Annotated in this window: 19 protein-coding genes; 10 read left to right on the forward strand and 9 right to left on the reverse strand. The window is 63.3% G+C overall.

Annotated features, from left to right (window positions below; all coding sequences use genetic code 11):
- Positions 1-48: 48 nt before the first annotated feature.
- The 3 genes from ACX80V_RS20815 (at position 49) to ACX80V_RS20825 (ending at position 2,784) form a co-directional block, all read left to right on the forward strand.
- Positions 49-432: a MarR family winged helix-turn-helix transcriptional regulator gene (locus ACX80V_RS20815; RefSeq protein WP_485844740.1), complete on the forward strand. Its 384-nt coding sequence runs from the start codon at positions 49-51 to the stop codon at positions 430-432.
- A 174-nt stretch (positions 433-606) separates the two neighbouring features.
- On the forward strand, positions 607-2,130 hold the full coding sequence (exaC, locus tag ACX80V_RS20820; RefSeq protein ID WP_485844741.1) for an acetaldehyde dehydrogenase ExaC: 1,524 nt from the start codon (positions 607-609) through the stop codon (positions 2,128-2,130).
- Positions 2,131-2,196: 66 nt separating this feature from the next.
- Positions 2,197-2,784, forward strand: coding sequence for an adenylate kinase (locus ACX80V_RS20825; protein ID WP_248764054.1), 588 nt, complete (start codon positions 2,197-2,199; stop codon positions 2,782-2,784).
- A 140-nt stretch (positions 2,785-2,924) separates the two neighbouring features.
- Here ACX80V_RS20825 and ACX80V_RS20830 read toward each other — a convergent pair whose 3' ends face one another.
- From ACX80V_RS20830 to ACX80V_RS20855, 6 genes are all read right to left on the reverse strand, one after another.
- A complete protein-coding gene (locus ACX80V_RS20830) occupies positions 2,925-4,004 on the reverse strand; it encodes a LacI family DNA-binding transcriptional regulator (RefSeq protein WP_485844742.1) in 1,080 nt (359 codons plus the stop codon).
- A 38-nt stretch (positions 4,005-4,042) separates the two neighbouring features.
- Positions 4,043-4,948, reverse strand: coding sequence for a carbohydrate ABC transporter permease (locus ACX80V_RS20835; RefSeq protein WP_485844743.1), 906 nt, complete (start codon positions 4,946-4,948; stop codon positions 4,043-4,045).
- Positions 4,945-5,826 carry a carbohydrate ABC transporter permease gene (locus tag ACX80V_RS20840; protein ID WP_056341101.1) on the reverse strand — a complete coding sequence of 294 codons (882 nt, stop codon included), beginning with the start codon at positions 5,824-5,826 and terminating at the stop codon, positions 4,945-4,947. The genes ACX80V_RS20835 and ACX80V_RS20840 overlap by 4 nt, the downstream gene beginning before the upstream one ends.
- Positions 5,827-5,875: 49 nt before the next feature.
- Positions 5,876-7,210: an ABC transporter substrate-binding protein gene (locus ACX80V_RS20845; protein WP_485844744.1), complete on the reverse strand. Its 1,335-nt coding sequence runs from the start codon at positions 7,208-7,210 to the stop codon at positions 5,876-5,878.
- A 47-nt stretch (positions 7,211-7,257) separates the two neighbouring features.
- Positions 7,258-8,694: a glycoside hydrolase family protein gene (locus ACX80V_RS20850; protein WP_485844745.1), complete on the reverse strand. Its 1,437-nt coding sequence runs from the start codon at positions 8,692-8,694 to the stop codon at positions 7,258-7,260.
- 239 nt (positions 8,695-8,933) lie between these two features.
- Positions 8,934-10,487, reverse strand: a complete 1,554-nt coding sequence (locus ACX80V_RS20855) for a glycoside hydrolase family 32 protein (protein WP_485844746.1) — start codon at positions 10,485-10,487, stop codon at positions 8,934-8,936.
- Between the two features lie 578 nt (positions 10,488-11,065).
- Here ACX80V_RS20855 and ACX80V_RS20860 point away from each other — a divergent pair.
- A complete protein-coding gene (locus ACX80V_RS20860; protein WP_485844747.1) occupies positions 11,066-12,061 on the forward strand; it encodes an NADP-dependent oxidoreductase in 996 nt (331 codons plus the stop codon).
- A gap of 66 nt (positions 12,062-12,127) precedes the next feature.
- Complete coding sequence (locus tag ACX80V_RS20865) at positions 12,128-12,994, forward strand: alpha/beta fold hydrolase (protein WP_485844748.1); 867 nt, start codon at positions 12,128-12,130, stop codon at positions 12,992-12,994.
- A gap of 138 nt (positions 12,995-13,132) precedes the next feature.
- Here ACX80V_RS20865 and ACX80V_RS20870 read toward each other — a convergent pair whose 3' ends face one another.
- Entirely contained in the window at positions 13,133-13,846 is a 714-nt protein-coding gene (locus tag ACX80V_RS20870) for an SDR family oxidoreductase (protein ID WP_485844749.1), read from the reverse strand.
- 132 nt (positions 13,847-13,978) lie between these two features.
- Between ACX80V_RS20870 and ACX80V_RS20875 the strand changes: the two genes are divergently transcribed.
- Positions 13,979-14,602: a TetR/AcrR family transcriptional regulator gene (locus ACX80V_RS20875; protein WP_485844750.1), complete on the forward strand. Its 624-nt coding sequence runs from the start codon at positions 13,979-13,981 to the stop codon at positions 14,600-14,602.
- 83 nt (positions 14,603-14,685) lie between these two features.
- Here ACX80V_RS20875 and ACX80V_RS20880 read toward each other — a convergent pair whose 3' ends face one another.
- Positions 14,686-15,042 carry a VOC family protein gene (locus ACX80V_RS20880; protein ID WP_485844751.1) on the reverse strand — a complete coding sequence of 119 codons (357 nt, stop codon included), beginning with the start codon at positions 15,040-15,042 and terminating at the stop codon, positions 14,686-14,688.
- 80 nt (positions 15,043-15,122) lie between these two features.
- On the reverse strand, positions 15,123-15,884 hold the full coding sequence (locus ACX80V_RS20885) for a DeoR/GlpR family DNA-binding transcription regulator (RefSeq protein ID WP_485844752.1): 762 nt from the start codon (positions 15,882-15,884) through the stop codon (positions 15,123-15,125).
- A 47-nt stretch (positions 15,885-15,931) separates the two neighbouring features.
- Between ACX80V_RS20885 and ACX80V_RS20890 the strand changes: the two genes are divergently transcribed.
- From ACX80V_RS20890 to ACX80V_RS20905, 4 genes are all read left to right on the forward strand, one after another.
- Positions 15,932-16,324, forward strand: coding sequence for a DUF4406 domain-containing protein (locus tag ACX80V_RS20890; RefSeq protein ID WP_485844753.1), 393 nt, complete (start codon positions 15,932-15,934; stop codon positions 16,322-16,324).
- A 38-nt stretch (positions 16,325-16,362) separates the two neighbouring features.
- Positions 16,363-17,001: an NUDIX domain-containing protein gene (locus ACX80V_RS20895; RefSeq protein ID WP_485844754.1), complete on the forward strand. Its 639-nt coding sequence runs from the start codon at positions 16,363-16,365 to the stop codon at positions 16,999-17,001.
- A gap of 323 nt (positions 17,002-17,324) precedes the next feature.
- A complete protein-coding gene (locus tag ACX80V_RS20900) occupies positions 17,325-19,058 on the forward strand; it encodes an ABC transporter ATP-binding protein (RefSeq protein WP_485844755.1) in 1,734 nt (577 codons plus the stop codon).
- Positions 19,055-21,103 (forward strand): ABC transporter ATP-binding protein, encoded by a 2,049-nt coding sequence (locus ACX80V_RS20905; RefSeq protein WP_485844756.1) that lies wholly within the window; start codon positions 19,055-19,057, stop codon positions 21,101-21,103. The genes ACX80V_RS20900 and ACX80V_RS20905 overlap by 4 nt, the downstream gene beginning before the upstream one ends.
- Positions 21,104-21,532 lie beyond the last annotated feature (429 nt).

Here is a 21,532-nt window from a genome sequence, read left to right on the forward strand (position 1 = left end):
GAATATTATGACGTGGACTTTTAATTAGTCATGAACTAGAATCGCTGCATGGCAACACCGCAGGACCGCCAGCTGGTTGACCAATGGCGCGGCATCCAGAGCACCTACTTCCGCACCGCGGCCGCGATCGACCGTGCGCTGGAATCGAAGTTCAGCATCGGCCTGACGGAGTTTGAAATCCTGGACCTTGTGGCCGAAAGCACGGATGCGGCATGCCGCATGAAGCAGCTCGGTGAGCGCACGCCCATGACCCAGAGCGCCATGTCCAAGGTGGTGGACCGGCTCGACAAAGCCGGACTCATTTCCCGCCAGTCCTGCGAAGATGACCGGCGCTCACTGTTCCTGGAACTCACCGACGCCGGCCGCGCGCTCCACAGGCAAGCCGCCATCGAACATCGCGCCCTGCTCAGGGAAAACCTGGGCGAAGACTAACCAACTTTCCGTAGGGAACGGGCCAAGGTCGTCGCGGCCGCCGAGTCAAGTGGCGGGGACGACGCGTCCGGTCCGAGGTCGGTAGCTGGCGGCACCCTTTGCAGCCTGGTCGCAACCTTTGAAGTTCTAGCATGGGGGCCAGGACGAAGACGTCTGTTTTCCAGAGGAGTGACCATGACTGTTTATGTACAGCCCGGCCAATCAGGATCCAAGGTCCAGTTCAAGGACCGCTATGAGAACTGGATCGGCGGAGAATGGGTGGCTCCAACGACCGGCCAATACATCGAGAACGTTTCCCCGGTGAACGGAAAGCAATTCACCGAGGTGGCACGCGGCGCCGCCGCGGACGTTGAGCTCGCACTCGATGCCGCGCACAAGGCCGCACCGGCGTGGGGCAAGGCTTCGGCCACAGAGCGCGCCGCCGTGCTGAACAAGATCGCCGACCGGATCGACGCGAACCTTGAGATGCTCGCCGTCGCCGAATCGTGGGACAACGGCAAGCCCATCCGCGAAACGTTGAATGCGGACATTCCGCTCGCCGCGGACCACTTCCGCTACTTTGCCTCCGCCATCCGCGCCCAGGAAGGCCGGCTGTCCCAGCTCGACGACGACACCACGGCCTACCACTTCCACGAACCCCTCGGCGTCGTGGGCCAGATTATCCCGTGGAATTTCCCCATCCTGATGGCCGTCTGGAAGATGGCTCCTGCCCTGGCGGCCGGCAACGCGGTGGTGCTCAAGCCCGCTTCCAACACCCCGGCCTCCATCCTGGTCCTGGCGGAACTCATTGCGGACCTGCTGCCTGCGGGCCTGCTGAATATCGTCAACGGTTTCGGGGCGGAAGTGGGTAAGCCGCTGGCCTCCAGCCCGCGGATCCGCAAGATCGCGTTCACCGGCGAGACCTCCACCGGGCGCCTGATCAGCCAGTACGCCAGCCAGAACCTGATCCCGGTCACCCTGGAACTCGGCGGCAAGAGCCCGAACATCTTCTTCAACGATGTTGCCGAATCCAACGACGCGTTCTACGACAAGGCGCTGGAGGGCTTCACCCTTTACGCCTTCAATCAGGGCGAAGTCTGCAGCAGCCCCTCCCGTGCCCTCGTCCAGGACGGTATCTACGATTCCTTCATGGCCGATGCCGTGGCCAGGACAGAACAGATCATCCAGGGCAACCCGCTGGACACCAACACCCAGATCGGCGCCCAGGCATCCGTGGGCCAGATGGAGAAGATCCTCTCCTACATCGACATCGGACTCGAAGAGGGCGCCACAATCCTGTCCGGCGGTGCACGGACGGAGCTCGATGGGGACCTGGCCGGCGGCTATTACGTCCAGCCGACCATTTTTGAGGGTCAGAACAGCATGCGGATTTTCCAGGAGGAGATATTCGGCCCGGTGGTCTCCGTTGCACGCTTCGGCGACTACAAGGGCGCAGTCAGCATGGCCAACGACACCCTGTACGGCCTTGGCGCCGGCGTCTGGTCGCGTAACGGCAACGTGGCCTACCGTGCCGGCCGTGAGATCCAGGCCGGCCGGGTGTGGGTGAACAACTACCACGCCTACCCTGCCGGGGCAGCGTTCGGCGGCTACAAGTCCTCGGGCATCGGACGTGAAAACCACTCCATGATGCTGGACCACTACCAGCAGACTAAGAACCTCCTGGTCAGCCACTCAGAGAACAAGCTCGGCTTCTTCTAGCCCGGGCAGATAGCACAGCTAGCGTTCAACAAACTGGTACCACGAAGGGGCTTTTACATGACGAGAATGCTGATTATCGGACCACCCGGTTCCGGAAAAGGAACGCAGGCCGAACGGATTTCGGAGCGCCTCGGTGTAGCCGCGGTCTCCACCGGCGACATCTTCCGCGCCAACGTGAAGGGCGAAACTCCTCTTGGCATCGAGGCCAAGAAGTACATGGACGCCGGGGACTTTGTTCCGGACAGCGTCACCAACAAGATGGTCCGCGACCGCCTCAGCGAGTCCGACGTCGAAAACGGCTTCCTCCTGGACGGCTACCCGCGCACCACGGCGCAGGTGGACTACCTTGACGGGATCCTCGCGAACAGCGAAGAAAAGCTCGACGTCGTCCTGCAGCTCACGGCCGACGACGAGGAACTCGTCTCGCGCCTGTTGGGCCGTGCCAAGGAAACCGGCCGGAGCGATGACAACGAAGCCGTGATCCGCCACCGCCTGGACCTGTACCACGAGCAGACCGAGGCCGTTGTGGCCAAGTATGCCGAACGCGGCATCCTGACCCAGGTTGACGGCATCGGCGGGGTCGGCGAGGTCACGGACAGAGTGATGAGCACGCTCGGAGATCTTCTTAAGGTCTCCGCCGTAATCGGACGGTAGTACTCAACCGCCTGCACCGCTGATGAATAGCGGTGATCGAGCCTGTCGGAAACCACCACCGGAATCCGACAGGCTCGACCTGGCTGTACGGGCGAACGCACGGACGATTGACGGCGGCACTGGCCAATTCCTGGGTGCGGCTATGCGGGGGCCAGAGCCCGCACCGAGTTTCGTTCCACGGTGGGACAGTGGATTTTTGTGGGGTCAGCGGCCGGTGCTTCTTCAAGGCCCAGGAGCATCCGCACTCCGGCTGCGCCCAGTTCGTAGTGGGGGAGAGCTACGGTGGAAAGTGGGGGCCGGACGTGGGCGGCGATGACTTCCTGGTTATCGAATCCCACCACTGCCATGTCCTCGGGGATGGAGAGCCCGTGCTCGCGTAGCCCGTCGTATAGCCCCATCGCCATTCGGTCGTTGTAGCAGTACACGGCAGTGGCTTCGCGCTTGAGGAGTTCCTCGGTCGCTCCGTACCCGCCTTCCTGGTCTGGGTAGGCTTCCAAGACCAGGCCCGCGTCGAACGGGATGCCTTCCGCTTCCAGCGCTTCCCTGTAGCCCTGGAGTCGTCCGTCCTTAGCCGGGGCCGGGATGGTGGCGTTGATGAAGGCGATGCGGCGGTGACCGTGTTTCAGCAGGATCTCCGTGGCTGAACGGCCGCCCTGTATTTCATCCGGGACCACGGCCCGGGAGCCTGGTTCCGTGGAAAAGCAGTTGACGAGGACGAAGTCCGACTCCTTAAGGGAGGCCGGGATGTCCGTGGGCCGGTGGAACCAGGTGGAGTAGAGGATTCCGCGCACCTTGTATTCGAGCATCATGGCAATCGCGTCCGTCTCCAGCTCGCGGTTGCCTTCGGTGTTGGCGATGAGAAGTGCGTAGCCGTGCTTCCAGGCTTCATCCTGGGCGCCGTGGATGATCTGGCCGGCAAACGGGGTGGTGGCAATGGCATCGGCTACGAGCCCGATGAACCGCGAACTCCCGCTGACCAGGGTTTGCGCCATGGCATTCGGCCGATAGCCCAGGTCCCGGATGGCGTCCCGCACGCGCTGGCGGGTTTCGTCGGATATCCGGGCAGTCTTTTTCTTGTTCACTACCAGGGAGACGGTGGCAGTCGAAACGCCCGCGGCCTCGGCTACCTGCCGGAGCGTGACGGGTTGAGGGCGCCCGGGACGTTCGAGGGGTGCAGCCGCACCCAGGGGTGTGACCGAACTGTTCTCCTGCGAATTCATGAGTCCTCCTTGAGGAGTATATCCGGCTGTTCCTGCTGTCATCCCTTGCTCCCACCGCTCTCCAGGCCTTGGATCATGGCTTTGTTCAGCACGAGGAAGACCAGCAGCAGGGGCGTGATGGTGATGCAGACGGCGGCAAACGTGGCCGTCCAGTCCGTCTTTCCCATGGCGCCGATGTAGTTCTGCAGGCCCAGTGGAATGGTCTTCAGTTCTTCGGAAAGGACGAAGGTGTTGGCGAAGATGAAATCGTTCCAGATGAAGATGCTGTTGACCAGGACGACCGTCACGACGGTATTTACCGAAAGGGGCAGCGTGATGAGTCCGAAGATCCGGTATGGACCTGCTCCGTCAAGGGACGCGGCCTCGTACGTTTCCCGGGGGATGTATTCAAAGAACGAGGAGAAAAGGTAGATCGACATCGGAAGGGCGAAGCCGGCCAGGGGAATGATCATCGACGGGTACGTGTCGAGCAGGTTGATGGTTGAGTAGTCGATGAAGAGCGGCACGAGGGCGATCTGGACGGGCACGATGATGCCGACCAGGAAAAGGCTGCGGACGAACTTGCTGAACCGGAACCCGAGGACCTGCAACGCATAGGCTGCCATCATTCCCAGCAGCACAATCAGGACATTGGCTCCCATGGTGACGATGAAACTGTTCAGGATGTTCAACCAGAGGTTGCCCGTCTCGAAGGCGCGGGCGTAGTTCTCCCACGTCAGGGACTTTGGCAGTGCGAAGGGGTCGCCGGTCGCGAAGTCGTGTTCGGTGCGGAGGCTGGTGATGAAAAGCCAGGCGAGAGGGTAGACCTGCACGATGACGATGAGGGCGATGAGCACTCTTGACAGGGTGCTGTGAAGCGTGGGCGGCTTGCGTCGGCGGAGCGGCGGCAGGCCGTCTGATGGGACTGCCACAGGCCTGGTGATCGGAGCTGCCGGCGCGGTCATGCGTCCGCCTTTCGTTTGAGCAGGAAGAGGATGAGCCCTACGGCCACCAGGCACTCGACGACGATGAATACGGCGATGGTGCTGGCGTATCCGAAGTCGGTGCTCGAGAAGGCCGTCTTGTACATGTAGGTGGTCAGCAGCTCCGAGGACTGTCCGGGGCCGCCGTTGGTCATGAGGTAGGGGATGTCGAATCCGCGCAGGCCGTAGGTGGTTGCCATGATCGTGGTGGTGATCCAGACGGGCATGATGTGCGGGAAGCGGATCTTGGTGAACAGTTGCCACCGCGAGGCGCCGTCGAGGCGGGCCGCCTCCTCAAGTTCCTGCGGGACGGACAGCAGCGCCGCGTAGATGATGAGCATGTACAGGCCGGTGAACCGCCACCCTTCCGGAGCCGATACTGCGGTGAGCACGGTGTTGATGTCCGAGAGCCACGGCCGTTCAAGGGCGCCGAGGCCGATCCAGTGCAGGAGCTGGTTGAGCAGGCCAACCGGTTCGATCGAGTAGATGCGCACGAAGAGGAACGCGATGGCCACGGTGGAGATCACCGCCGGCAGCAGGTAGAGGGTCTTGATGAGCTCGCGGCCGCGTCGCATTGAGGTGAGGAGGCTGGCCACGAGCAGGGCGCCGCCGAGCTGCAGCACCAGGCAGATGGCGAGATATCCGAGGGCGTTGAAGAAGGAGCGCCAGAAGATGTCGTCTGCGGTGAGCATCCGCACGTAGTTGGCGAGCCCTACGAACTCCATGTCGCTGATGCCGTTCCAGGAGAAGAAGCTGAGGAACAGCGACTGCACGATGGGGAACAGCACGGCGACGCAGTAAAGGAGCAAGGGTGGGAGCAGGAACACCAGGACAGAAAGTCGTGACCTGTTGGGAAGCATGGCTAGGCCTTTCGGGTGGGGGCCGCAGCCGCAGCCCCCACCGCTGTGATTACTTGAAGAACTTCGGGGCGTTCTGCGCGATGGTGCTGTCCATCGTGCTGGTGAACTGTTCGGGCGTGATATTGCCCTGGACGAGGAGCACTAGCTCCTGCTGCAGCCGGCCGTTGGTTGTCGGGTCAAGCTGGGTGTCCCACGGCATGGCCTGCTTGCCCCCGAGGTCGTTGGCCTTCTCCAGGGCCTTCTTGTACAAGGGTGTGGCGTTGGCCGGCAGGGCGGTCTCCACATTGGTGGTCGGCGAGAGTGCACCGGTGGCAGCGTATTCGGCCGGGTACTTCTTCAGCGCGAACTTCAGGAAGTCGCTGACCAGCGGGTCGTAGGTCTTGGAGTTGACGGCCATTCCAATGCCCGACGGCGACACGAACTCGTTTGCCGCCGTGACGGATCCTGCAGTGGTTGGCAAGGTGAAGAAATCGATGTCCTCGCGCACTTCAGGATTCAGCTTGTCCGTTGCCAGGCTGGGCAGCTCCCAGGTGCCGATGTTGTACATCGCTGCCTGGCCGGAGGTGAACTGGTTCTGGGCGTCGGAGTAGCCCTGCGATGAGAAGCCATCCTGGAAGCACTTGGCCTTGCCCAGCGCCGCCAGCCATTCGACGGTCTTCTGGCCTGCGGGGTCAGAGAACTTCGCTTCGCCCTTCTTGAGCTTCTGGATGAAGTCCGGCCCGGCTTCACGGAACGGCTGGTAGGCGACGTACCGCTCGAGCGGCCACTGGTCCTGGCCGTCGATGGCGATGGGGGTGATGCCGGCATCGCGCAGGGCGGTGCACATGGCGGGGATGTCATCGAGGGACTTCGGGACGGAGACCCCGGCCTTCTGCAGCAGGGCTTTGTTGTACCAGACGAACTCCAGCTCGAACTGGAACGGGATCATGTTCAGGGACCCGTCGTCGAACCGTTGGTAATCCAGCGCGCTGGGCCGGTAGTCGTCGTAGACGTCCAGGGACTTCAGCAGCTTTTCGGCGTCGACCATTTTGCCTTGTTTGGCCAGTTGTTGGGCGAAGGGCGTGGCGTCGGTGTCGAAGAGCTCGGGGAGCTTGTTGGCCGCGGCCAGCGTCTCGAGCTTTTGGATGTAGGAGGGCCGGTCGGGAGTGGTGATGAGCTTCAGTTCGAAGCCCGGGTGGTCTTTGGCGTACTCGTCCGCCAGCTTCTTCATGATGTTGATGACGGCCCCGTCGGCCGGCCGCGAAAGCAGCCACGAGATTTCACGGGCTTTGATTTCCCCGGTGGGGCTGACGTTGGAAGGGTCACTGGACCCTCCGCCGCCGCAGGCTGTCAAAGCCAGGGCGGTGACGGCTGCGACAGCGGCAGCACGGAAGAGTTTTTTCATGAGGGCAATCTCCTTTGATTGGAACGGAGGATGAGGGTGGTGTGTATTTAGTTGTCGGTGCGCTGACGTATTTGAAGTTCAGTGACGGTGACGGATCCTTCGCCGGCGAAAACGCCGATCCGCCCCGCGGGCAAGTCGTAGATCCTGGTGCTGAGGGCCACCTGCCGGTCCAGGACGGCAACGCAGATGTCGCCGTCGACGATGACTTCCAGGGTGTGTTCGCCGGGGGAAAGGTCGCACGGGCGTTCCAACTCGATGTGGAACGGAATGTCGCCGGAGACATGCCATTGCGCGTCTCCGGTGCTGGTCCTTGGCCATCGGTCGAAGACGAGCCTGCCGCGCTTCGGTTCCAGGCGCAGCACGTAGGACTGGTCACCGTCTGGCCCTGAGCGCAGCAGCAGACCGCATTCCGTTGTCCCGGGGGCAATGTCCAGCACTGCCTTCGCGTAAAACTGGCTGGGCAGTTCTTCCTCCGAGACGACCGCGGTGTATCCGTCCGGGACGTTGAGCCGGGTGGGCAGATCGTGCGCCAGAGACACCGGGACGTCCTCCCAGAAGCTGTCCACCAGTTCATCGGCGAAGGCGAACCCGAGCGTTCCGTCCGCATTTTGGCGGGCTTCCAGGACGGACATCGTGCCTGCCCACTGCCAGGGTCCGTCGTCGCGGTTGCCTTCCTTGCTGGCGATCCAGCCGAAAAAGAAGCGGCGCCCGTCCCGCTCCGCGGTCTTTGAGGCGTAGTAGGCGCGCCCGTCGATGCTGTCCAGGTCCGGTACCGTCCACGGGCCGTCGGGGCTCTTGGCCATGCGGTACCGGGTGGTGAACGATTCGGAGAACTCCGAGTAGACCATGTACCACCAGTCACCCCACGCGAAGACATCCGGGCATTCATGCGTGATGTAGCGGCGCGGATCCCAGAACGGTTCGGTGTGCCGCCAGTTCATCAGGTCATCGGACACGCACTGCGCAATGACGCCGCGTCGGCGTTCAGGTCCTGTGGAGTGCCGTGCCGCCAGCAGCATCCGCCACTGGCCTGACGCCTCATCCCGGAAGACGAACGGATCCCGCCAGTCCCCGGACTCATAGCCGTCCGGGGCGCCGAAAGTGAGCTCGGGGTGCTTCACCCAGGTCTGCATGCCATCGGTGCTGGTGGCCTGCATGACCAGTTGCAGGGGAACGCCGTCCGGTCCGAGGTTCCGTGGGTTCTGTCCGGTGTAGAACAGGCGGTGGTTGCCGCTTTCATCGACGACGACGCTGCCCGTGTAAGCGTTGAAGTCCAGGTCGGTGTCGCTTCCGTGGTGGAGCGAAACACCCTGGTCCGCAAACTGCGTGAGGTCTTTGGTGGTGACCAGGTTCCACGAGGTCCCCGGCTTCGGGTCTGAGCGGACCTCGTGAAGGTAGAAGAGCCAGAACTCCCCGTCCTTCTCGAAGGGGATAAGATCGCCAACCCATCCATCGGAGGGCTGGAAGAAAACTGAGCGTTTCATCGGCACTGATGTCCATTTCTGCTAAAACGTTTGATCACCTGTAATCTAGCCCTAATCGGAATCCTGATCAAGCGTTTTAGCAAAGTTTAGGTTTATTCTTTCGCTGGTCTTAATCCGGAAGATGCGGACAGCGCGGAAGCAGCCTCAGACTTCCCACGGGCCCGGTTCCGGAAGCTTCGGACGAAACAGCACTGCCGGCCGACAGGAAGCTCCTGAGGGCCGGCAGTCTGGTTCAGGTACTAGCTGAATTCGCGGATGGTGATTCCGGAGAAGGTCGCAGGGCCGCCGTCGGCGTACAGTGAGATTCCGGTGTCGCCGTCTGCGAAGTGCACCTGCTGCGAGAGCACCGTTTGCCCGGCATTGACGAAGACTTCGACGCTCTGTTTGTCGACGAATATGCGCAGGTGCACTGAGCGTGCGGCGGCGTCGATGGGCGCCGCCGCCCGAGTGTACGGCACGAGCGAGAAGCCGCCCTGGTCCGAAGGGGCGCGGTCGACATAGACCTCGTCAACGTACTTGCCGATGTTCGTGTGGCGCGTGCCGTTGGCGGAGCGCCCCACCGATACGCCGACGTTCGCGGCAGCATCCCATGAGATGTCGAGTTCGAGTTCGTAGGCGCTGCCGCTCCACGGCAGCACGGCGCTGCCGTTCACGCTGCGGTCGGGCAGCACGGTTGTCGAGCTGACGTAGTTTGAGAGCGCCCCGACCGGGGCGCTGAGTAGGCTGTACCAGCCTTCTGGCTGACGCTCCAGGCGCAGCTCGCGCACGATCGAGTTCTGGCCGTTGTACCCGTCGGAGGCATCGGTGGGAACATCGCGCGCGGCGTACTTCCAGTTGTTCATCCAGGCGACGGCGTACCGTCGTTCGTCCGGTGCATCGACCGCCGGCCAGGTCACGGCGGCGTACCAGTCCCAGCCCCAATCGAGCCACTGCGGGTCGAGGTTTTTGGTGATAAATTGTTCGCCATCCCAGGCGCCTGTCCAGTAGGCGAAGGTCATCGGCAGGCCGATGCTGTAGGCGTCCATGCTTGCGCCGAGCACCCAGTGCCGTGTGCCGTCATTGGCGGTCATTTGGAAAAGGTCGGGGCACTCGATGCCGCCAAGCGCGTGATTCGGGTAGTCGAAGTTGCGTTTCAGCTGCCAGTCGCGCAGATTCGGTGAGGTGTAGAACGCTGCGTATCGGGCTCGGCCGATGACGCACACCCACTCGCTGCGCGCCGCATCCCAGTGGATCTTCGGGTCGCGGAACCATTCCGCGTTCTCGATCTCCGCCGGTGTCGTCGCGGTCCGGCCGTCGGTATTGACGATCACCGGATTGGGGAGTGCCGTAAAGGTGTAGCCGCCGTCGGTTGACCAGTACAGGTACTGCTCCTGGTACTTGCGGATGTTGTCGGTGGGCTGCGTCGCGAGCGCCACGATGGCCCCCGCGCCGAAGCCCGCAGTATTTGACGTGTCGACGACTGCCGAGCCCGACCACACGGGAAAGTCCGGCTGCAGCGGCAGCGCGACTCCGTGATGGGTGAAGGTCACCCCGTCGGTGGTTGTGGCGTGGTCCCACCCGCCGGGGCCGTTGTTCTGCCCGGAGTGCAGGTAGTACAGGTGGTGTGCGCCGTTGGCATACACCGGGCGCTGCGGGTCGCACAGCCAACCGGACGGCGGGGTCAGGTGGTAGACGGCACGCAGTGATCCCTGGGCCTGGGCGGCCGTGATGGGCATGCCGCTGCTCATGAACAGGGTGAGTGCTCCTGCTCCTGTGCCTTGCAGGACGTGGCGCCGAGAAAAATCGTGGGTCATGTTTGCTTCCTCGCAAAGGGTGGTAGCTGCAGGCATCAACTTTGATGCCCGGTCCTGCTTAAGCGTTTGATCAAGCTAAAGATAAGTGTTGGCGCCTGTCGTGATCAAGCGTTTTAGCGGATCATTTTTTGAATCTCTTCTATGGGCCGGGCGGAATCCCAGCCTCCGGGCGCAAGCTGACCTTCGCGGGACCACGCCCTCGGGGCTTCTGCCGCCCGAGTGGTGGGGCCGGCCGACAGCCGCCGGCCAGGCGATTGAACCCGCCTCCCTGCGGCGAGCCGCCCAGGATGACGTGATCTTTCCCGGAGCCAGCTTGCCCGGCAGGGTGCTGTCAAAGGTCGGTGTCGCATCCCCGCGGATCCACCCCGACCAGGTGGTTCTGTACCGCTTCACCCGGACCGGCTGACGCCTACGTCGGATGTTGGGCAGGGGTAGGTTCCCTTGACAAAATTACTGACTGGACTCAGAATTGAGTTCAGTCAGTAATTGAGTGGTGCCACATCAATTACTGACTGGACTCAGAATTGAGTTCAGTCAGTAATTGAGTGGTGCCACATCACCAAGAGGGAGTCGGAACCATGAGAGCGTTCGTCGTCACAAAGTACAAGGGCGCACTGCAGGAATCGAATGTTCCTGAGCCCACAGTGGGGGAGCGGGATGTGCTGGTGCAGGTGCAGGCCGCGGGCCTCAATATGCTCGATGAGAAGATCCGGGCGGGCGAGTTCAAGCAGATCCTGCCGTACCGGCTTCCTTTGATCGCCGGAAATGATGTCGCGGGAACCGTCATCCGTGTCGGTTCGAAGGTACGCGCGTTCAAGCCTGGCGACGAGGTTTACGCACGCCCCGGCCAGGACCGCATCGGCACGTTCGCCGAGCGAATCGCCATCGCCGAGGCCGATCTGGCGCTGAAACCGGCTTCAATCAGCATGGAGGAGGCGGGCTCGCTTCCACTGGTCGCGCTGACCGCGTGGCAGGCGCTTGTTGAGCGCGGCAACGTGGGGCCCGGCCAGAAGGTCCTCATCCACGCCGGCGCCGGGGGAGTCGGATCGATCGCGATCCAGCTCGCCAAGCACCTCGGCGCAACCGTCGCGACCACAGCAAGTGCCTCAAACATGGACTTCGTGCGCGAGCTCGGCGCAGACACCGTCATTGACTACCGCAGCCAAGACTTCGAACAGCTCCTGAGCGGCTACGACTTGGTGCTGGACAGCCTGGGCGGCGGAAATCTCGAGAAGTCCCTGCGCGTGCTCAAGCCTGGCGGCAAAGCGATCGGCATTGCCGGGCCTCCGGACCCGGCATTTGCCCGCGAAGCCGGCCTGAACCCGGTGCTCCGCCTGGCGATCAGCGGCCTCAGCGCAGGGATCCGCCGGCAGGCCAGGAAGCTCGGCGTCAGTTACGAGTTCCTGTTCATGCGCGCCAGCGGCGACCAGCTGCGCCAGATCACCGCACTGATCGACGGCGGCGCGCTCCGCCCCGTCGTCGGCCGCGTTTTCCCTTTCGGCCAGACCATCGAGGCCCTCGAGGGTCTGGAAAAGGGCGGCATCCGTGGCAAGGCCGTCATCAGCAACCCCTGAGGACAACCAAGGCACCGACACCATCTTCACCAGGCGACTACCAACCAACTTCACAGGAGAACCGTCATGAACGCGCACGAGCCCTTGAACGAACCCGTAGTTATGTCCTACGCCAAAGCGCCGGCCAGCGCCATCAGCGCCGGCGGCGTCACCTACGCCTACCGCGAGCTTGGACCCAAGGGCGGCATTCCCGTCATCTTCTTCGTCCATCTCGCCGCGACCTTGGATAACTGGGATCCACGCATCATCGACCCCATCGCAAAAAACCACCACGTCATCACGTTCGACAACCAGGGTGTGGGCGCCTCGACCGGCCGGGTGCCCGACAGCATCGAGGCGATGGCCGACGACGCCTACACCTTCATCAAGGCGCTCGGATTCGACAAGATCGACATCTTCTCCTTCTCCCTCGGCGGCATGGTTGCCCAGGACCTGGTGCTCAAGCACCCCGACCTCGTCCGCAAGCTCGTCCTCACCGGCACCGGCCCCAGGGGCGGCAAGGACATGGACAAGGTCGCCGGGACCACCTACTACGACATGCTCCGCGCGGCCCTGACCCGGTCCGACCCCAAGGAATTCCTGTTCTTCAACCGCGACACCGCGGGCAAGCAAGCCGGTAAAGCATTCGTGAAGCGACTCGAGGAGCGAACCGCCGACCGCGACGCGCCGATCAAGGTCAAGGCGTTCCAGACCCAGTTGAAAGCCATCAGGAAGTGGGGGCGCGGGACGCCGGCTAACCTGTCGAAGATCACCCAGCCCACCCTGATCGCCAACGGGGACAACGACCGGATGGCGCCCTCGATCCTCTCTCAGGATCTGCACCGCCGCATCAACGGCTCCGAGCTGATCATCTACCCGGGTTCCGGCCACGGCGGTATCTTTCAGTTCCACGACAAGTTCGCCCCCATCGCGGCACAGTTCCTCTCCCGCTGACGGCGTTCCTTAGGAAGCAAAGCAGGAGAGAAATGAACACCACCCCGACGGCGGCAGCTGAGCCTGAGAAAACGAGAAGCTCTGGGACACCCCTGGCCTGTCCGACCCCCTGGCGTCTTCGCCTCCCTCGGTCCACGCCTACGACGTCTTGGCGGTCAGCTGTGGGTATACGGCCTCGATGGGGGCACTGAGTCCGGCCTTGAGCTGTACGGACGTGTCGTCGGCGAGAACCTCGTACTCACCGGCTTCCACGGCATCCAATACGGTACGCACGAGATCGGCCGGGTCCGTCTTGGGCTCGGTGGTGTGTGCTGCCATCGCGGTGTCGACATAGCCGACGTGTACGCCCACAACGTGGACGCCTGCGGGGGCGAGTTCCAGGCGCATTGAGTTGGTGGCCGACCAGAGGGCCGCCTTGGTGGCGCTGTAGATGCCGGCGACGGCGTACCAGCTCAGGGCGGAGTGGATGTTGATGATCGCAGACTCTTCCCTCGCTGACAGGGTCGGAGCGAATGCCCGGGTGAGGAACAATGGGCCGAGGAAGTTCGTCTCGACGTTGGTTCGGATTTCTTCAATGGTGTGGGTGAGAATGCCACTGCTGGCCACGGAGGCTCCGGCGTTGTTGATCAACACCGTGATGTCCCCGGCGGCCTCGACCGCTGCCTGTATGGAGGCCGGGTCCGTGACATCGAGGGTGAGCGGGACGATGCGCTCGTCCTCCCAGTTGCGGGGAGACCGGGCTGTGGCGTACACCTTGCTTGCGCCGCGGGCGAGGGCGTCGTGAACGAACTCCGTTCCAATGCCTCCGTTCGCACCAGTTACGAGAACGATGGATCCCTTAAGTGAGGGCATGGTGTGTCTTCTTCCGTTGCGATGAAGCCGTGTTCAGAGGCCATGCGAAGATGAGAGCAGTATCTGAGCAGCAGCATTAGTGACTGCGATCATAACTGAGTGTAGTCAGAGTTTATTCCCGGGAAGGTCACCATGTCGCTCGCATCCAAGTCCGTCGGCCGGCGCGAACGCAACAAGCAGGAGAAGCTTGACCGCATCACCGCTGCGGCCAGGGAACTCTTCTCAACGCATGGCGTCGACGAGGTCACCACGCAGCAGATCGCCGATAGGGCCGACATCGGCACCGGCACGCTGTTCCTCTACGCCAAGACCAAGGGCGAGCTCCTCCTTCTCGTTCAGAACTCCAGCTATGTCGACGCGCTGGTGCGCGGCCGGGCGGCGGCCGCGGATATCCCCGAAGTCCTTGATGCCGTGATGGCAATCGTGCGGCCCGTCGTGGAATGCAACCGCACCCAGATTGACAACGGACGGACCTACTTGCGGGAAATGATCTTCGGGGATCCCGAAGAACCTCACCACCGGGACGCACTCGCCCTGACGGGTCAAACTGAGGAAGCCATCGTCGCGATCCTGCGGCGCGATGAAAGCGTCGGCGAACCCGAGGCCGCGGCCCAGGCGCACATCATCTCCGCCATTATGTTTGTCAGCATGGCGGCAACCGTCAATATCGGCAGCACCGTCGACGACCTTCTGCAGGACATTAGGAGGCAGACCGAGGTCCTCCTGAGCCCGAAGAAAAGTGCCGCAGGTCGATGAAGAGGAATCCGCGACCGTCTGGCCTTCGGTGCAAGTGCCGTTGGCCAGGAATTACGATGTGACGACGCTCTCCCGACGCGTTGTCATCCAGCAGTTGCTGATCGCACAACGCACCATTCGTTGCCCTCCGGATCCTGGAGCACTTGGAACGTACCCACGGCACTCACCTGGATCGTGCCCACTCTGACAGCTCCGAGGGCTTCAGCGGCGACGGAGGCTGCCGGCACGTCGTCAACGTGCACGTCTATGTGTAGACGGTTCTTCCCTTGCTTGGTCTCGGGCACTCGTTGGAAGGCTAGGCGCGACCACCCCGGCGGATCGATGAAGGACCACGCATCGCTTCGATGCACTGGTTCACCACCGAGGACCGTGGACCAGAACTCGGCGAGTGCGGCGGGCTCTTGGCAATCCACTACGACCTCATCAACGCGTCCAATCATTTCCTGAGCCTACCGCCGCGCCGGAGACGCGAAGTCCAGATACCCGCCTCGGCCGTCGCCCGGTCGGCGAGTCCCGGTGGTTAGTCGTTTGCGTAAAGGATGGACGTGCCATTCCTCCGGAGATCGCTGAGGGTGGGGTCACTCTTTGGGCCGTCTGTGATGATTCCCGCGATCTCGTCGAGGGGCAGGACTTTGTAGCGGGAGGAGACTCCAATCTTCTCGGCGCTAGCGAGAACGTAGGTGTCGGCTGCCCGCCTTGCGAGTGCCCGCTTCATGGCAGCTTCGTCAACGTCCCCCGTGGTCAACCCCTCGGAGGAGTGCACGCCGGTCACGCCGAGCAGGAACAGGTCGGCCGAGACTGACTGTGCGGCCTCAACCGCCGCGGCACCGCAGGTTACCGCCGAATGTTTGAACAGACGACCACCGATGAGGAAGACGTCGATGCCCGCATGCGACACAAGCGCTGCTGCGATCGTGGGACTGTGCGTAATGACTGTGCATGAGAGGGAGGGTGCGAGGGCCCGAACAACGGCGAGGGTTGTGGTGCCGCCGTCGAGGATGACGGTGCTGCCTGGATCGATAAGGCGGGCGGCGCGGCGGGCGACCCGATCTTTGCTTTCCGGCTGAACGGTGGTGCGGGCGTCGTAGTCCGCAATCGCCGGAGAGATAGGCAGGGCTCCGCCGTACACGCGTTGGCACAGTCCGGCGGCGGCGAGTTCCCGAAGATCACGGCGGATACTGTCACCGGACAGACCGAGTTCCGCCGCGATTTCCTTGGCGACAAGCTTTCCTTCTTCCGCGAGGCGGTTGAGGAGGAGAGTGTGACGTTCAGCAGCTAGCATTCACGTTCCTTCCGAGTTTCGCATGTTTTTACACTATTCTAAGGGTCATGACTACTTCCATGATGATCCTGATCGCTGGCCCATACCGTTCCGGGACAGGTGATGACCCGGTTCTGCTGCGCCGCAACCTTGCCCGCCTTGAGAAGGCGGCGTGGCCGATCTTCCAGGCCGGGCATTTGCCTATGATCGGTGAGTGGGTCGCACTCCCCGTCCTGGAGAGCGCGGGAGTAGATGATCTCTCGGATCCGCTGGCCGGCGAGGTGATGTATCCGACAGCTGAACGCCTGCTCGAGCGATGCGATGCCGTACTGCGGCTTGCCGGCGAGTCACGCGGCGCAGACCAGGACGTTGCGATAGCCCGAGGACGCGGCATCCCTGTGTACTACAGTCTCGATGAGATCCCCGGCGTCGTCCGGACGCGAACGGGCGTGATGCAGTGAAATCGACCTGGCTGGATGCTTCGCTTGGACAGCCGGGCGTGGACACTCCGGATAGCAGGGGGCGAACAGGACTGGACCGTGAAGGTCTCGGCCTGCGCCGTAACCCAGACGTCGGGATCACTCGTGTCGAGGTGACATCGGAAGGGTGGCATGTTCTGCGACGAACCACTTTCACGTACCGCCGACGGGACGGGCAGCAGGTCATTGAGCAGCGGGAGACCTATGACCGAGGCAACGGTGCCACCATCCTGGTGTACGACCCGGTTCGGAGAACTGTCCTCCTGACCCGACAGTTCCGGTTCCCCGCATACGTCAACGAGCACGTAGACGGCATGCTCATCGAAACAGCCGCTGGCCTCCTGGATGATGATGCTCCCGATGTCGCGATCCGACGGGAGGCAAGCGAAGAACTCGGCGTCAGGCTCGGGGATCTACAGCACGTGTTCGACCTCTACATGAGCCCCGGGTCTGTCACCGAGCGCGTCCACTTCTACGCCGCACCCTACGCCCCCAACGATCGGACAGGCCCCGGGGGCGGCCTCCAGGAGGAGGGAGAAGATATTGAAGTTGTCGAGATTCCCTTCGACGAAGCACTCGCCATGACATCCGATGGCAGGATCGTCGACGGCAAGACCGTCATTCTTCTTCAATGGGCCGCTATCACGCACCTTTTCTAAGCCGGTCGGAAGTCGAAGGCCTCGCTAACCAACTGCACCTTGCGCATGGCATGGTGCGTAACCACCACTCGTCGGCGATGACGAAGCTCCACGTCGAGCCCCGCCTTGCCTTGCCGCCGCGTCCTTTACTTAGGAGCAGGGCAGGATCTGAAGAGGTAGGGCAACACGCGAAGTAAGCGCCCCAGAGACAAGGCGAATACGCTGTCGGAGAACCGTCCCATTTTCCCCGTCGCAGCCCGGATGAATCCCAGCCTCCGGACGTAAACTGACCTTCGCACTACCTCCAGCTCGAACACCAGCGGGACAGAACCTTTGGAGCCGCATTGCTCTGGAAACTGCTTGTTGAATACCTGCGGCCGCACCGGCAGTTGCTGATCGCCGTCGTGGTTTTCCAGCTGGCGCAGTCCATCGCGTCGCTGTACCTGCCCACGCTGAACGCGGACATCATCGATGAGGGCGTGGCCAAGGGGGACACCGGCGTTATCCTCAGCCTGGGCGGCCTCATGCTGGGAATCACGCTGCTGCAGATCGTGTGCGCCGTGATTGCCGTGTACTTCGGGGCGAAGGCCGCCATGGGCGTGGGCCGGGACCTGCGCGGTGCGATCTTCGCGCGAGTGGGGGAGTTCTCAGAGCAGGAGGTCACGAAGTTCGGCGCGCCCAGCCTGATCACCCGGTCCACCAATGATGTCCAGCAGGTACAGCAGCTTGTGCTGATGGCCGCCACCATGATGGTGGCCGCGCCCATGCTCGCCATCGGCGGCGTGATCATGGCCGTCCGGCAGGACGTGCAGCTGTCCTGGCTGATCGCCGTCGCCGTGCCCGTGCTTATGATCGGGGTGGGGCTGATCATCATCCGGATGGTGCCGCTGTTCCGGAAGATGCAGAAGCGGATCGACACCGTGAACCGGGTGCTCCGCGAGCAGCTCACCGGCATCCGGGTGGTGCGCGCCTTCGTCCGCGAGGACATCGAGACCGCCCGCTTCGCCCAGGCCAACGAGGACGTCACGGACACCGCGCTGCGTGCCGGCCGGCTGATGGCGCTCGCGTTCCCCGTGGTGATGCTGGTGCTGAACGTCTCCAGCGTGGCGGTGATCTGGTTCGGCTCGTTCCGGATCGAGGACGGTTCCATGCAGGTGGGCACCCTCATCGCGTTCCTGAGCTACCTTATGCAGATCTTGATGTCCGTCATGATGGCCACGTTCATGGCCGTGATGATCCCGCGCGCCGCGGTCTCCGCGGACCGGATCGGCGAGGTGCTGGGCACCGAGTCGAGCGTCCGGCCGCCGAAAAATCCCGTCAGCAGCGCGGTGCGCCGCGGGGAGCTGGAAATGCTCGACGCCGGATTCGCCTACCCGGGTGCCGACCAGCCCGTCCTCTCCGGGATCAGCTTCACCGCAAAGGCAGGGCAGACGACGGCGATCATCGGCAGCACCGGCGCGGGCAAAACCACCCTGGTGAACCTCATGCCGCGGCTGTTCGACGCCACCACCGGCTCGGTACGGATCGACGGTGTGGACGTGCGTGAGCTGCACCCGGACCTGCTCTGGGGGCACATTGGCCTGGTCCCGCAGCGGCCCTACCTGTTCACCGGAACCGTCCGCAGCAACCTGCAGTACGGCAAGCCGGACGCCACCGAGGACGAGCTCTGGACCGCGCTGGAGATCGCGCAGGCCCGGGACTTCGTGGAGGAAATGGAGGGCGGCCTGGACGCGCCCATCTCCCAGGGCGGCACCAACGTCTCCGGCGGGCAGCGGCAGCGGCTGGCCATCGCCCGGGCACTGGTGAAACGGCCCGAGCTGTATATCTTTGACGACTCGTTCTCCTCGCTGGACACCGGCACCGACGCCCGCTTGCGCCGTGCCCTCAAGCGAAGTACCGCCGGTGCCACGCTGGTGATCATCGCCCAGCGGGTGTCCAGCATCGTGGACGCGGACCAGATATTAGTGCTCGACGACGGCAGGATCGTCGCGCGCGGAACGCACAGTGAGCTGCTTGAGACGTCCGAGACGTACCGCGAGATCGTCTCCTCCCAGCTGGCAGCGGAGGAGACGGTATGAGCGCGCCGCACCGGCCGCCGTCGGGCGCTGCCGCTTCTCACAATGCTGCCCCCGGCGGAACCGCACCGGCCTCCAAAACCGGGACAGCCGACGTCGCACGTATTCCCCGTCCGGTCCGGGGACCGGGCCAGGGCGGGCCGTTTGCGGGGATGAACGTTCCGGCGGAGAAGGCGATGAGTTTCGGGCCGTCGGCCAAGCGGCTGCTGGGCACGTTGCGGCCCGAGCGGGCGTGGCTGCTGCTGGTGCTGATCATGGGGGTGGCCAGCGTGACGCTCTCGGTGATCGGGCCGCGGCTGCTGGGGGAGGGCACCAACCTGATTTTCGCCGGGGTGGTGTCCCGGGAGCTGCCCGCGGGGGTGAGTAAGGCGGAGCTGATCGCGCAGCTGCGGGCGGCGGGGGAGAACCAGCGGGCGGACATGCTGACGCCCATGGCGCTGACGCCGGGGGAGGGGATCGACTTCGCGGCGCTGTCCAGCGTGCTGCTGTGGGCGCTGGTGCTGTACGTGCTGGCGTCGGCGTTTATGTGGGTGCAGGCGTATGTGCTGAACGGGGTGGTGCAGCGGACGGTGTTCGGGCTGCGCGGGGAGGTCGAGGCGAAGATCCACCGGCTGCCGCTGCGGTATTTCGATTCGATCCAGCGCGGCGAGCTGTTGAGCCGGGTGACCAACGACGTCGACAACATTTCCCAGAGCCTGCAGCAGTCCATCAGCCAGGCGGTCACGTCGGTGCTGACAGTGGTGGGTGTGCTGGTGATGATGTTCATCCTCTCGCCCACGCTGGCGCTGATCGCGCTGGTGACCGTGCCGCTGACGCTGGGGATCACGGCGCTGATCGCCAAGCGCTCGCAGAAGCTGTTTGTGGCGCAGTGGAAGAACACGGGGGAGCTGAACGGGCAGATCGAGGAGACGTACACCGGGCATGCGCTGGTGAAGGTGTTCGGCCGGCAGCGCGAGGTGGAGGAGCGGTTCCGGCAGAAGAACGTGGAGCTGTACGACGCGAGCTTCGGGGCGCAGTTCATTTCCGGGCTGATCATGCCGGCCATGACGTTCATCGGGAACCTGGTGTACGTGGGGATCGCAGTGGTGGGCGGCCTGCAGGTGGCGTCCGGGACCATGCAGCTGGGCGACGTGCAGGCGTTCATCCAGTACTCGCGGCAGTTCACCATGCCGCTGGCGCAGCTGGGGTCCATGGCCAACCTGCTGCAGTCCGGGGTGGCTTCCGCCGAGCGGGTGTTCTCGTTGTTGGATGAGGATGAGGAGTCGCCGGATCCTGCTGCTGGCGTTTCGGCCAATGGCGCCGGGCGCGGGCGGCTGGTGTTTGAGGACGTCTCCTTCTCCTACTCGCCGGACAAGCCGCTCATCTCTTCGCTTTCTTTGGTGGCGGAGCCGGGGCAGACGGTGGCGATTGTCGGGCCGACCGGCGCGGGCAAGACCACTTTGGTGAATCTGATGATGCGGTTCTACGAGCTGGATGCGGGGCGGATAACGCTCGACGGCGTGGACGTCACCTCAGTGCCGCGGCGTGAGCTGCGCTCGCGGCTGGGCATGGTGCTGCAGGATACGTGGCTGTTCGGCGGGACCATCCGGGACAACATCGCGTACGGCCGACCCTCAGCGACCGAGGACGAGATCCTGGAGGCTGCGCGGGCGACGTACGTGGACCGGTTCGTGCACTCACTGCCGGAGGGGTACGACACGGTTTTGGAGGACGAGGGCTCGAACGTGTCAGCGGGGGAGAAGCAGCTGCTGACGATTGCCCGGGCGTTCCTGCCCCGGCCTTCTGTTTTGATTCTGGACGAGGCGACTTCTTCAGTGGACACACGGACCGAGGTGCTGGTGCAGAAGGCCATGCGTGCGCTGCGGTCCGACCGGACGAGCTTCGTGATCGCGCACCGCCTGTCCACTATCCGCGACGCCGACCTCATCCTGGTGATGGAAGCCGGGCAGATCGTGGAGCAGGGGACGCACGCTTCGTTGTTGGCGGCGGGTGGGGCTTACGCGCGCCTGTACGAGGCCCAGTTCGCGGCTCCGGTGGCGGAGGTCTAGGGGTACCTTCGGTTCTGTGGCGTGGGCGCACGCCTGCCAGACGTGCTTCCTGCCTCGGACCGGGATGACTGTAACACTGTCGACGGGGACCTAATCGAAGCCGGAATCAAAAAAAGGGAACGACATGGTGGTGCCGGTGGTGAAAGGTTACTTATTCTAGGCGGTTTGTGTCGTGTTGACTGTCAGTCCCGCTCGTTATGCTGAGTGGCAGCGACCCAAAGAATAGGACCCCATGACAACCACCGTTTGTGCCTGGTGCAAAGCACACTCAAACATGACGCCCGTATCGGGCCCCATATTCAAGCCCGGCCCGGATAGGCCTGAACCGTCCCGGGAATCATGCCGCCTGTTTGTTGGCGGCGTCGTCGGGTAACGAGCCGGTTTGTAGATCATAATATGTCTGCTCATATTCCTCTGGCGTCTGGTGAT

The organism is Pseudarthrobacter arbutini, assembly GCF_054510915.1.